This is a genomic window from Aeromonas sp. FDAARGOS 1410 (assembly GCF_019048745.1).
Taxonomy (GTDB): domain Bacteria; phylum Pseudomonadota; class Gammaproteobacteria; order Enterobacterales; family Aeromonadaceae; genus Aeromonas; species Aeromonas jandaei.
Map to the genome: position 1 here is coordinate 2,137,818 of NZ_CP077401.1, position 12,445 is coordinate 2,150,262.

12 protein-coding genes and 1 tRNA gene are annotated in these 12,445 nt (G+C 59.1%); 7 read left to right on the forward strand and 6 right to left on the reverse strand.

All coding sequences use genetic code 11. The features are described from left to right. The first annotated feature begins 3 nt into the window (after window positions 1-3). The 3 genes from I6L40_RS10110 (at window position 4) to I6L40_RS10120 (ending at window position 3,378) form a co-directional block, all read left to right on the forward strand. The gene (locus tag I6L40_RS10110; protein ID WP_042033343.1) at window positions 4-1,038 is read left to right on the forward strand and encodes a PAS domain-containing sensor histidine kinase; all 1,035 of its coding nucleotides are present in this window, start codon (window positions 4-6) and stop codon (window positions 1,036-1,038) included. A 76-nt stretch (window positions 1,039-1,114) separates the two neighbouring features. After that, the gene (locus tag I6L40_RS10115) at window positions 1,115-2,458 is read left to right on the forward strand and encodes a sigma-54 dependent transcriptional regulator (protein ID WP_071911651.1); all 1,344 of its coding nucleotides are present in this window, start codon (window positions 1,115-1,117) and stop codon (window positions 2,456-2,458) included. Window positions 2,459-2,616: 158 nt separating this feature from the next. Then, window positions 2,617-3,378 (forward strand): Nif3-like dinuclear metal center hexameric protein, encoded by a 762-nt coding sequence (locus tag I6L40_RS10120; RefSeq protein WP_042033345.1) that lies wholly within the window; start codon window positions 2,617-2,619, stop codon window positions 3,376-3,378. A gap of 112 nt (window positions 3,379-3,490) precedes the next feature. Here the strand turns inward: I6L40_RS10120 and purN are convergent, their stop codons facing one another. Both purN and purM read right to left on the reverse strand, forming a co-directional pair. Next, window positions 3,491-4,129, reverse strand: coding sequence for a phosphoribosylglycinamide formyltransferase (purN, locus tag I6L40_RS10125; protein ID WP_216995376.1), 639 nt, complete (start codon window positions 4,127-4,129; stop codon window positions 3,491-3,493). After that, entirely contained in the window at window positions 4,126-5,163 is a 1,038-nt protein-coding gene (gene purM / locus I6L40_RS10130) for a phosphoribosylformylglycinamidine cyclo-ligase (protein ID WP_071911649.1), read from the reverse strand. The genes purN and purM overlap by 4 nt, the downstream gene beginning before the upstream one ends. A gap of 175 nt (window positions 5,164-5,338) precedes the next feature. Here purM and upp point away from each other — a divergent pair, with 175 nt between their 5' ends. The 3 genes from upp to hda all read left to right on the forward strand — a co-directional run bounded on the left by upp (window position 5,339) and on the right by hda (window position 7,935). Further along, the gene (upp, locus tag I6L40_RS10135) at window positions 5,339-5,965 is read left to right on the forward strand and encodes a uracil phosphoribosyltransferase (RefSeq protein ID WP_033114376.1); all 627 of its coding nucleotides are present in this window, start codon (window positions 5,339-5,341) and stop codon (window positions 5,963-5,965) included. A gap of 146 nt (window positions 5,966-6,111) precedes the next feature. Then, window positions 6,112-7,131, forward strand: a complete 1,020-nt coding sequence (locus I6L40_RS10140) for a DUF2066 domain-containing protein (RefSeq protein ID WP_124242399.1) — start codon at window positions 6,112-6,114, stop codon at window positions 7,129-7,131. 102 nt (window positions 7,132-7,233) lie between these two features. Next, entirely contained in the window at window positions 7,234-7,935 is a 702-nt protein-coding gene (hda, locus tag I6L40_RS10145) for a DnaA inactivator Hda (RefSeq protein ID WP_033114378.1), read from the forward strand. Window positions 7,936-8,053: 118 nt separating this feature from the next. On the opposite strand, the gene aceA is transcribed toward hda, so the two are convergent. Beyond that, entirely contained in the window at window positions 8,054-9,367 is a 1,314-nt protein-coding gene (gene aceA / locus I6L40_RS10150; protein ID WP_005344572.1) for an isocitrate lyase, read from the reverse strand. A gap of 73 nt (window positions 9,368-9,440) precedes the next feature. Continuing rightward, window positions 9,441-11,048 carry a malate synthase A gene (gene aceB / locus I6L40_RS10155; RefSeq protein WP_216995377.1) on the reverse strand — a complete coding sequence of 536 codons (1,608 nt, stop codon included), beginning with the start codon at window positions 11,046-11,048 and terminating at the stop codon, window positions 9,441-9,443. A 315-nt stretch (window positions 11,049-11,363) separates the two neighbouring features. On the opposite strand from aceB, the gene I6L40_RS10160 reads away from it, so the two are divergent. Next, window positions 11,364-11,534 carry a hypothetical protein gene (locus I6L40_RS10160; protein ID WP_158025282.1) on the forward strand — a complete coding sequence of 57 codons (171 nt, stop codon included), beginning with the start codon at window positions 11,364-11,366 and terminating at the stop codon, window positions 11,532-11,534. Window positions 11,535-11,743: 209 nt separating this feature from the next. Here the strand turns inward: I6L40_RS10160 and I6L40_RS10165 are convergent, their stop codons facing one another. After that, on the reverse strand, window positions 11,744-11,887 hold the full coding sequence (locus tag I6L40_RS10165) for a hypothetical protein (protein WP_198506334.1): 144 nt from the start codon (window positions 11,885-11,887) through the stop codon (window positions 11,744-11,746). 259 nt (window positions 11,888-12,146) lie between these two features. Then, window positions 12,147-12,223, reverse strand: a tRNA-Pro gene (locus tag I6L40_RS10170). Window positions 12,224-12,445: the final 222 nt, after the last annotated feature.

A 12,445-nucleotide genomic window follows, 5' to 3' on the forward strand; every position in this document is an offset into this window, starting at 1 on the left:
TTTATGACAGCCCAACAGCAGGATATCCCACTCCAGTCTCACGAAGTGAGCCAGCTTTACGCCATCTTCAAGGCGCTCCCGACCGGGGTGCTGTTGCTTGATGGCACTGGCATCATCACCCGTGCCAATCCGGCGGCGATAGACCTGCTGGGAGAGCCGCTGGAGGGGGAGCTCTGGCGTCATGTCATCACCCGCTGCTTCGAGCCGCGCGAGGATGATGGTCACGAGATCTCCCTGCGCGATGGTCGCCGGGTCCAGCTCTCGACTCAGCCGCTGCAGGATCAGGCGGGCCAGCTGGTCTTTATCAACGACTTGACCGAAACCCGTCAGCTGCAGGATCGCATCAACCACATGAAGCGGTTGTCGGCCCTTGGCAATATGGCCGCTTCGCTGGCCCACCAGATCCGCACCCCGCTCTCTGCCGCCATGCTCTATGCCGCCAACTTGGCCAACCGCACCCTCAAGCCCGAATCCCGAACCCAGTTTCAGCAAAAGCTGATGGCCCGGCTGCAGGACCTGGAGAAGCAGATCAACGACATCCTGCTGTTTGCCCGCAATGGCGACAACCAGGTGGTCACCCCCATCTCGGTGCAGGGTCTGCTGGCTGAAGTGCAGGCGGGGGCAGAGGCGTTCTGCGCCCAGCAGGGTTGCGAGCTGCACATGGAGGCGCCGGAGCCTGATCTCTGCCTGCTGGCCAACAGCAGTGCCCTCTCCGGAGCCATCAATAATCTCATCGCCAACGCCCAGCAGGCGGGGGCAACGTCACTTCTGGTGAGCGCGGTGCGCAGCGGTGCCCGGGTCGAGATGCGGGTGATCGACAATGGCAAGGGGATGCCTGCCCACCTGCTCAGCCAGATTTTCGAACCCTTCTTTACCACTCGCTCCCAGGGCACCGGCCTTGGGCTGGCGGTGGTGCAATCCGTCGTGCGTGCCCATCAGGGCGAGGTCGGTGTGGCCTCGGTTCCCGGAGAGGGCACCTGTTTTACTCTGTCGTTCCCCCTGCATCAGCAGCAGGTTCAACTTGGAGGTGCAGCATGAGCCTTGTTAAGGAGTTGTGCCGGCCGAGAGGGAGCCATATCAATGCGGCCAGGTTGGCTGTCGTGGGAGGTGTAGCATGACTCAGGCCCGGATCCTGGTAGTGGAAGATGACAATGGCCTGCGCGAGGCGCTGGTCGATACCCTGTTGCTTGGCGGCTATGAGTGCCGTGAAGTCGACAGCGGCGAGCGGGCCTTGCTGGCGCTCTCCCGTCAGCCGTTTGACATGGTGATCTCCGATATTCAGATGGGAGGAATGGATGGCCTGACTCTGTTGGCTACTATTCGCCAGCAGTATCCGCAGGTGCCGGTACTCCTGATGACTGCCTACGCCAACATCGACGGCGCGGTGCGTGCCATGCGGGAAGGGGCCATCGACTATCTGGCCAAACCCTTTTCGCCCGAGGTGTTGCTCAACCAGGTGAGTCGCTATGTGCCGGCCCAGAAGGTAGAAAAGCGAGCCGTGGTGTATGGCGACCCCAAGAGCGCCGAGCTGTTCCAGCTGGCGACCCGCGTGGCCAGAAGTGAGGCCACCGTGATGGTGACCGGCCCGAGTGGTACGGGGAAAGAGGTACTTGCCCGCTACATCCACGACAACTCCAACCGCGCCGAGCAGCCCTTTATCGCCATCAACTGCGCCGCCATTCCGGAGAACATGCTGGAGGCGACCCTGTTTGGCTACGAGAAGGGGGCGTTTACCGGCGCGGTGCAGGGGTGCCCCGGCAAGTTCGAGCAGGCACAGGGAGGGACTCTGCTGCTCGACGAGATCACCGAGATGGATCTGGGATTGCAGGCCAAGTTGTTGCGGGTGCTGCAGGAGAAAGAGGTAGAGCGGCTCGGCAGCCGCAAGATGATCCCGCTGGATGTGCGGGTCATCGCCACCAGCAACCGGGATCTCAAGAGGGCGGTACAGGATGGCCTGTTTCGCGAAGATCTCTACTACCGTCTCAACGTTTTTCCGCTGCGCTGGTCAGCCCTGTGCGAGCGACCCGGAGATATCTTGCCACTGGCTGAACATCTGCTGGCTCTCCATGCCAGCCAGCAAGGGCTGCCCACCCCGCAGCTGGAGCCGCAGGCGCGCGAGCGGCTGCTCTCTCATCCCTGGCCCGGCAACGTGCGCGAGCTCGACAACGTGGTACAGCGAGCGCTGATCCTCAGCCCTGATGGAGTGATCGATTGCGGCCACCTCATTCTGGAAGAGGTGGACGAGCAGGAGATGGAGTTTGCCGTTGCAGAGCGCGCTTATGGCTGTGATCGTCTCGGCAGCGAACTCAAGCAGCAGGAGCACCAGATCATTCTCGACACCCTGCAAGAGTGCAATGGCAGTCGCAAGGATGTGGCCGACCGGCTCGGGATCAGCCCGCGCACTCTGCGCTACAAGCTGGCCCAGATGCGGGATGCCGGTATCGACTTGCCCGCCTGAGTCAGGTTGGTAGCCTTCGTAGGGGGGATGTACCACTGTGTGGGAACCGTCATGGTCTTGATGGCGGCTCTCGATTATCATAGGGCCCTTGGCGTTTTGAGCCGGGGCCTTGTTTTTATTGGTAAAACAGGGAATCGCGCCGTTATAAAGGGACCCTTATGATCTCTCATCGAAAATTGGAAACCGTACTCAACCACCTGCTTGAGCCCCACGCCATCAAGGATTACTGTCCCAATGGTCTGCAAGTCGAGGGGCGCGAGCGCATTCGCAAGGTGGTGACCGGTGTGACCGCCAGTCAGGCCCTCATAGATGCGGCCGTGGCTGCCGATGCCGATGCCATTCTGGTTCACCACGGCTACTTCTGGAGCGGTGAACCGGCCCAGATCACCGGTATGAAGCAGCGTCGCATCAAGACCCTGCTGGCCCACGATATCAACCTGTTTGCCTACCATCTGCCACTGGATGTCCATCCCGAGGTGGGCAATAACGCCCAGCTCGCCAAGCTGCTCGATATCAAGGTGCGTCGCGGTCTGGAGCCGTGGAACAGCAAGAGCGTCGCCATGGTGGGCAAGCTGGAAGAGCCGATGAGCGGCAGCGATTTTGCCAAACTGATTGCCGAGCGTCTCGGTCGTGAGCCGCTCCACTGTGGCGACAGCGGCCCCGAGCTAATCCGTTCCGTGGCCTGGTGCACTGGCGGCGGCCAGAGCTACATCAATCTGGCGGCAGAGCAGGGCATCGACGCCTTTATCTCTGGCGAGGCTTCCGAGCAGACCATCCACACCGCTCGCGAGATGGGGATGCACTTCTACGCCGCCGGTCATCACGCTACAGAGCGCTACGGCGTCAAGGCGCTGGGAGAGTGGCTGGCGACCGTGCACGGGTTGGATGTCACCTTTATCGATATCGACAATCCGGTCTGATTAGCCGCGTAGCGGCGTCATCGGAGATGAACGTGGTCATTGCGTTGATCTATGGAAATGACAAGGGAGGCCTGGGCCTCCCTTGTTGTATTTTGCTTGCTGTGGTTAGCGGTTACTCGCAGGCATAGCCTGCCGGGCCAAGTTGCTTGCCATCGAGAAAGGCAGACCCATCTCGCATCTGCAAGCGCCTTTCACAGAACCACTGCACCACCAGCGGGTAGATACTGTGCTCCTGCACCTGTACCCGTGCTGCCACCTCATCGGCCTCATCTCCTTCGAAGATGGGAACGCAGGCCTGCAGGATCACCGGGCCACCGTCGAGCTCTTCGGTAACGAAGTGGACGCTGGCGCCATGCTCGCTATCACCAGCATCGATAGCGCGCTGGTGGGTGTGCAGCCCCTGATATTTCGGCAGCAGGGAGGGGTGGATATTGATCATCCGTCCGGCGAAGTGGCGAACCAGATCACCACTCAATATGCGCATAAAGCCGGCCAGTACCACCAGATCCGGCTGATAGTCAGCCATCAGCGCCAGCAGGGCGGCGTCATACTCCTCCCGGTTGGCAAACTGCTGCTGGCTGAGGGTGGTGGTTGCCACCCCTGCCTCTTGTGCGCGGATCAGGCCATAGGCGTCGGCCTTGTTGCTGATGACGCCGACCACCTCACCGGCAATCTTGCCGCTGGCACAGTGGTCGAGGATCGCCTGCAGATTGCTGCCGCTGCCGGAGATAAGGACGAGGATCCGCATCATTTGATGACGACCTGCTCCTCACCGTCTGCTGCTTTGGCGATATGACCGATGTGCCATGCGTTCTCGCCTTCTGCCTTGAGCAGGGTCAGGGCTTTTTCCAGCTGATGGGCAGGCAGGGCGATGATCATGCCGACACCGCAGTTGAAGGTGCGATACATCTCGTGACGGGTGACGTTGCCAGCCTGCTGCAGCCAGCTGAACACCGCCGGCCACTGCCAGCTCTGCTCGTCGATCACCGCTTGAGTTTTGGCGGGCAATACGCGGGGGATGTTCTCCCAGAAGCCACCGCCGGTGATGTGGGAGAGGGCGTGGATCTCGCACTCCTTGATGAGCTTGAGCACAGGTTTCACATAGATGCGGGTCGGCTCCAGCAGGGCGTTGGCCAAGGTGGTGTCACCCAGCGGCTGATGAACATCTGCCTTGGAGACCTCGAGAATTTTACGGATCAGGGAGAAACCGTTGGAGTGGGGGCCGCTGGCGGCCAGCGCGATCAGGGCATCCCCTTCGCCGACCTTGCTGCCGTCGATGATCTCGCTCTTCTCCACCACGCCGACGCAGAAACCGGCGATGTCGTAGTCTTCCCCTTCATACATGCCCGGCATCTCGGCGGTTTCGCCGCCCACCAGGGCGCAGCCTGACTGCTCGCAGCCGGCACCGATGCCAGTGACCACGGCCGCTGCTGTGTCCACATCCAGCTTGCCGGTAGCGTAGTAGTCGAGGAAGAAGAGGGGCTCGGCACCCTGTACGATCAGGTCGTTGACGCACATGGCCACCAGATCGATACCCACGGTGTCATGTTTTTTCAGATCGATGGCGAGGCGCAGCTTGGTGCCCACACCGTCGGTGCCGGAGACCAGCACCGGCTCCTTGTAGCCCGCAGGGATTTGACACAAGGCCCCAAAGCCGCCAAGACCACCAAGGACTTCAGGACGACGAGTGCGCTTTGACACGCCCTTGATACGTTCAACCAGTGCATTGCCGGCATCGATATCCACGCCAGCATCCTTGTAGCTCAGTGAGGTTTTGTCAGTCACGAGTAGTCCCCGTCATGTGAGAAGTGGAGGGTAAAATTCGGGGCGTATTCTAACAGTGGCGGTGAAAAACCAGAAAGGAAATCGTTTGCGCGTTTTTGCGCAAAACTGCTCTACAAGCGGCGGCTTTTGTTGTATGATTCCGCGATTTTTTTGCGGCAGGTTAGAGGAGATAATAATGAAAGTCGTTGAAGTCAAACACCCCCTGGTCAAACACAAGATCGGTCTGATGCGTGAAGGCGATATCAGCACCAAGCGTTTCCGTGAACTGGCCAAAGAAGTGGGCAGTTTGTTGACCTATGAAGCTACCTCTGACTTCGAAACCGAGAAGGTTATCATCGATGGCTGGAATGGGCCAGTAGAAGTTGACCAGATCAAGGGCAAGAAGGTAACCGTCGTACCGATCCTGCGTGCCGGCCTTGGCATGATGGATGGCGTACTGGAGCACATGCCGAGTGCCCGCGTCAGCGTGGTCGGTATCTACCGCGATGAAGAGACCCTGCAGCCGGTTCCCTACTTCGAGAAGATCGTCAGCAACATCGAAGAGCGTCTGGCGTTGGTCATCGACCCCATGCTGGCCACCGGCGGCTCCATGATCGCCACTATCGATCTGCTGAAAAAGAAAGGCTGCCAGTCCATCAAGGTGCTGGTGCTGGTTGCCGCGCCGGAAGGCATCAAGGCGCTGGAAGCCGCTCACCCGGATGTGGAGCTGTTCTGTGCCTCCATCGATCAGGGCCTGAACGAGAAAGGCTACATCGTGCCGGGTCTGGGCGATGCCGGCGACAAGATCTTCGGTACCAAGTAAGTTGCTGTGATACGCCGCCTCTGCCGAGGTGGCTGACGGAGCCGGCGTCCTGCCGGCTTCGCTGTTTATGGCCTTTGTCCCAGCCTTGCCGCAGGACGCGCCTTGCCGCTACCATAAGCACCATCTCCCATTTCGAGACTCTGTTCATGTTCAAACGTGTTGTGACCGCCCTCTGCTGCGGCTTGTCATTCATCGCCTCGGCCGCTCAGGTGACCGACCTCTATCAGGGCAAGGCCCCGACCACCGGCGACATGGTGGCTGCTCAGGGTCAGGCGTTGGGCGAGGTGTTGATCAAGGTGACCGGCAAGCGGGATATTCTGACCCAGCCTGCCGTGGTCAAGGCGCTGGCTGCGCCGGGCGACTATGTAAAGAGCTATGGCTATCAGGATGTGGATTCGGTCAAGTATCTGAAGGCCGAGTTCAAGAGCGACAAGGTCAACAGCCTGGTCTCCGAGAGCAAATTCGCCCTGCTTGGCCCGGCTCGTCCCCAGATGGCTCTCTGGCTGGTGGTGGATCAGGGTGAGCGCCATCTGCTGGCAGACCAGTCTACCGATGGCTGGGCACAGGCACTGCGCGAACAGACCCTGGCGCTGGGGCTGCCGGTCAGCATTCCCCTGATGGATCTCGACGACAACATGGCGGTCAGTGCCACCGACGTGTGGGGCCGTTTTGCCGATCCCATCCTCAAGGCGAGCCAGCGTTATGGTGCCGAGATGGTGGTGCTGGGCAAGCTGACCCCGGAAGGGGACAAGTGGAGCATCGACTGGGGGCTCTACGGTCCCAAGGCTGCTGGTGAAGTGGCCGAACTGACCCGAGGCAACACCACGGGTACCCAGGCCGAAGTGGCGCAAGGGCTTGCCGATACCCTGGCTACCTGGCTGGTGAAAAACTACGGCGCCCGCATCTCGGGGCCGGCAACCAGTCAGACCCTGGTGGTGGATGGTCTCTCCGATGTGGACAGCATGATCTCCGTGCAGAAGATGCTGCAGGGGATGGCTAACGTCAGCAAGGTGGAGATCGGCAAGCTGGAAGGCAATCAGGTCACCTTCAATTTCACCCTGCAGGGGGAGCAGAGCGAGTTGGTGCGCGCCCTGCAGCTGGAGAGCCGCTTGCACAAGGTTGACGATAATGGCAGCAATCTGCGTTACCAATGGTCGCAGCCCTGATTTCACAAGGCTTTTGTCTACCGCCCGGCTTGTCCGGGCGGTTCTCTATCTGCCATTGCGATGGTACACTTAGCCACAAATGTCACAGTCAAAGCCCAACGAGTGAAGCAACCGGCCCAACTGTCCCTAGCCGTACAACTACCGGATGATGAAACCTTCGTCAGTTTTTATCCCGGCACCAATGCTCACCTGATCACCGCCCTCAAGAATGCGGCCATCGGTCAGGGGTCGCCTTTCCTCTATTTCTGGGGAGCCAAGGGCTCCGGGCGCTCCCATCTGCTCCATGCCACCTGTGCCGAGGTCAATGCCCGCGATGCGGCGGCGGCCTATCTCTCCCTCGATCAGTTTGAACAGCTCGACCCCAGCATGCTTGATGCCCTCGAAAGCCTGCCGTTGGTCTGCCTCGACAGCATTGAGGCTATCGCCGGCAATGCCGTTTGGGAGCGGGCGCTGTTTGATTTTTACAATCGCTGGCAGGAGAAAGGGGAAGGGACGCTGATCGTCACCGGTTGCAGCGCGCCGCGCAAGCTGGGGCTGCAGCTGCCGGATCTCGCCTCGCGCCTTGACTGGGGGGTGAGTTTCCATCTTGAAGAGCTGGATGATGAAGGCAAGCTCAGTGCCCTGCAGCTGCGTGCCGAGCTGCGGGGCTTCAAACTGCCCATCGATGTGGGCCGCTTCCTGCTCAACCGTCTCTCGCGCGATATGCGCACCTTGCTTACCACTCTCAATCAGCTCGACAACGCCTCATTTCGCGCCAAGCGCAAGCTGACCATTCCCTTTGTCAAAGAGATCCTCGAGCTCTGATCCTCTCGGCGGTGTGCGGTTGTGCGCCTGACTTTCGTTTGAGTGGCAGATAAAAAGAAACCCCGGCTTCAGGCCGGGGTTTTGCTATCTCAAGGACTCTCTCAAACAGTTCTGCCTATTAGTGGAACTGATCTTCTTCGGTCGAGCCGGTCAGCGCAGTCACCGAGGATTGGCCACCCTGAATGACGGTGGTCACCTTGTCGAAGTAACCGGTACCCACTTCCTGCTGGTGGGCCACGAAGGTGTAGCCACGGCTGGCTGCGGCAAATTCCGGCTCCTGCACCATCTCGACGTAGTGCTTCATCCCTTCGCCACGGGCGTACTGGTAGGCCAGTTCGTACATGTGGAACCACATGTTGTGGATACCCGCGAGGGTGATGAACTGGTACTTGTAGCCCATGTCTGAGAGCTCCTGCTGGAAGCGGGCGATGGTGGCATCGTCCAGATTTTTCTTCCAGTTGAAGCTCGGCGAGCAGTTGTAGGCCAGGATGCGATCCGGGAACTTGGCCTTGATCGCTTCGGCAAACTTGCGCGCTTCGTCCAGATCCGGCTTGGCGGTTTCACACCACACCATGTCGGCATAAGGGGCGTAAGCCAGACCGCGAGCAATGGCCTGATCGATACCGGCACGTACCTTGTAGAACCCTTCGGCAGTGCGCTCGCCAGTCAGGAAGTCTGCATCGTACGGGTCAGCGTCGGTGGTCAACAGGTCTGCGGCGTTGGCGTCGGTACGGGCGATCACCAGAGTTGTGGTGCCGCACACATCGGCTGCCAGACGGGCGGCAACCAGCTTCTGCACCGCTTCCTGGGTCGGCACCAGTACCTTGCCGCCCATGTGGCCACATTTTTTCACCGATGCCAGCTGATCTTCGAAGTGCACGCCGGCGGCACCTGCTTCAATCATCCCCTTCATCAGTTCGAAGGCGTTCAGCACGCCGCCGAAACCGGCTTCCGCATCCGCCACGATGGGCAGGAAGTAGTCGATAAAGCCCTCATCCTGCGGCCCGACCTTGTTGGCCCACTGGATCTGGTCGGCACGGGCGAAAGAGTTGTTGATGCGCTCCACCACTGACGGCACCGAGTTGGCCGGGTAGAGGGACTGATCCGGATACATGGTGGAGGACAAGTTGTTGTCCGCCGCCACCTGCCAGCCGGAGAGGTAGATCGCCTCGATCCCCGCCTTGGCCTGCTGCACCGCCTGACCACCGGTCAGGGCGCCGAGGCAGTTGACGTAGCCTTTCTTGGCGTCGCCGTGGATCAGCCCCCACAGCTTGTCGGCACCGCGTTGGGCCAGGGTGTGCACCGGCTGCAAGCTGCCGCGCAGGTTTACCACATCTTCGGCGCTGTAGCCGCGCTTGATCCCTTTCCAGCGGGGGTTTTCCGCCCAGTCTTTCTCGATAGCCTGGATCTGTTGCTCACGGGTCAGTGCCATATCAGTTCCCTCTTTCATTGATTTCACGTTTCCATTGACTTGTTATTGGCGAGCCCCGCCCGGGGCCCGGAGTTCAGAGCCGCTCGTAACCGGGCAGCGTCAGAAAATCGATCAGGGTATCGGCGCAGGTGATCTCTTCCATCAGCTCGCTCGCCTCGGCAAAGCGACCCGATTGCCAACGCTCGGCACCCACTTCGGCTTTGACCACCTCCTGCTCCTCGGCCAGCATCTGGCGGAACAGCTCCTTGGTCACCACCTTGCCGTTGGCGAGGCTCTTGCCGTGGCGGATCCACTGCCAGATGGAGGTGCGGGAGATCTCGGCGGTGGCGGCATCTTCCATCAGGCCGTAGATGGGCACGCAGCCGTTACCGTTGATCCAGGCCTCCAGATATTGCAGGGCAACCCGGATATTGGTGCGCATGCCGGCCTCGGTGCGCTCCCCCTCACAGGGGGCCAGCAGGTCGGCGGCGGTGATGGGAGCATCCTGCTCGCGCAGCACGCCGATCTGGTTCTTGGCACCCGCCGCAATGGTGGCGTTGAACACCGCCATTGCAGTATCGGCGAGGCCAGGGTGGGCCACCCAGGTGCCATCGTGGCCGTTATTGGCTTCGCGCTCCTTGTCCGCTTTAACCTTGGCAAAGACCTGTTCGTTGACGGCCGCGTCCTTGGCCGGAATAAAGGCGGCCATACCACCCATCGCCAGCGCACCGCGCTTGTGACAGGTCTTGATCAGCAGCCGCGAGTAGGCGGAGAGGAACGGCTTGTCCATGGTTACCACCTGGCGGTCCGGCAGGACCCGATCCGGATGGTTCTTCAAGGTCTTGATGTAGCTGAAGATGTAGTCCCAGCGGCCGCAGTTCAGCGCAACGATGTGATCCTTCATCTGATAGAGCAGCTCGTCCATCTCGAATACGGCCGGCAGGGTTTCAATCAGCACGGTGGCCTTGATGGTGCCGCGGGGAAGACCGAACTTGTCCTCGGTCCAGGCGAATACCTCGCTCCACCAGCGCCCTTCCAGATGGCTCTGCAGCTTGGGTACATAGAAGTAGGGGCCGGAGCCTTTGGCCAGCAGCGCCTGATAGTTGTGCAGGAAGTAGAGAGCAAAATCGAACAGGCCGCCGGGGACGGGCTCGCCATCGAAGGTGACATGTTTTTCCGGCAGGTGCAGACCACGAACCCGGCAAATGAGGACGGCCGGATTGGGGTTCAGGGTATAAGCCTTTCCTTCCGGACTGGTGTAGGAGACGGTACCGTTGACTGCATCGCGCAGGTTGATTTGACCCTCGATCACCTTGTTCCAGGCGGGGGCCAGTGAGTCCTCGAAGTCCGCCATAAACACCTTGACGTTGGCGTTGAGGGCGTTGATCACCATCTTGCGCTCGACCGGGCCGGTGATCTCCACACGGCGATCTTGCAGGTCGGCGGGAATGCCGCGAATGGTCCAGTCACCGTCACGGATGTGGGCGGTTTCCGGCAGGAAGTCCGGCAGCTCGCCACCATCGATACGGGCCTGACGTGCCACACGTTGTTTCAGCAATTCCCCTCTTTGGGGAGCAAAACGTTCCACCAGTTCGGAGACCAGAGCCACCGCGTCCGGCGTCAGAATTTGCGCGTATTCGGGCAGCATCTCGCCCTGGATGCGAAGGCGGGCGCTACAGTGGGTCTGAGCCGGTGCCGACATAAGGTTCACTCCTTTGAGAATTACATTTTGAACTAACTAACTACGACTAAAGTCGAATCCCTGTTCCTGAAACGTTCCCGCAACAACGGGATAACACGATTGATAAGGTGCGAAATATTGTCGATTACGTCAACAGTTTTTTTAAAACGCCTGTTTGGGGTCGATGTTTAAGTTGATGTTTTTAATTGAGTTATTGGATTGGTATAAAAGCTCTACACAGATGGTTATGCTCCTGGTTTTTCTGTCCGGGCGATGGCTCGTCCGGTCGCCCTTCTTGTCATGTGATTCGTAACTTATTACGTAATAAAATTACAAATGCAAAAACAAATCCCGACCTTACTCCAGGCTTTTGAAAAACAGCTGTATGAAGTGCGTTTAAATATTTCAATCAATAGGCTGATGGCGTTGATGCTGGATAGTGAACGTTCGTTTAAAACTGTCTGGCTTTCGCAGGGCTCTGTTGGCGCTGACGGCTTGCCGCATTGAAAGTGGAGCGCAATAACGTAGGTTTGTATCAGCTGATGGGGATTAACCCGGCGGGGAGCGGTGGTTAAATGGCAGTCAATTACACTGCGTAATCATGTTTTGGTAGTGGTTTGTCGTTTTTTTTAAGGCGGTACGTCTCAAGAGGCATAAGACGGGGAAAAGCAGGGAAAAAATCAGGCAAAGAGAGGGAAAATCGCCCGCAGGCGGGCTCAGTAGTCATCGTCAGGTTCGGCCAGATCGATGACATCCAGCTGGATGACCAACTCTTCCTCTTCACCCTGCGGGGGGCAGGAGTTGTCGTGAGGAACAGGGTAGAGCGGAATGAGCGGGGTGAAATCGGTGGTCTGGTTCATGCTTGCTCCCGTGTTGAATGCAAGCCGGCCAGTGATCCCTTCACTTGTGCCTCCACCTCCCTGTCTTGATACCGGCGGAAAGTTGCGCATATTAATGATCGCATCAAAAAGATTCAAGCGATTCTGTACGTTTTTTGTTCCTGACGATGATGGCGCGGGTTGAACCGGGCAAAAGGCCGGGAAAGGGAAGGCTGGTCAGAGCAAAAACGGGAGCAAAAAAATAGCCCAGTCGTTTGACTGGGCTATTTTCGGGGAATAATGGTCGGCGTGAGAGGATTTGAACCTCCGACCCCTGACACCCCATGACAGTGCGCTACCTGGCTGCGCTACACGCCGACAAGGTCAGTCTGAGCTGACGGGGAGGAAGTCTAATGATCTGCACTCATGGGTGCAACTCCTTTTTTATCATAGAGATGCCGACTGCTTCATTATTGCGCAGCCAAGATGCGGCTTGGGCGGAGGAGGGAGTTTTGGCATAATCGCCGCCCCGCAGCAGCCACTATTCATGCAAGATATTCATGATGTCGGCTGAAAGGTGTGGAAGTATGGAATACCAAT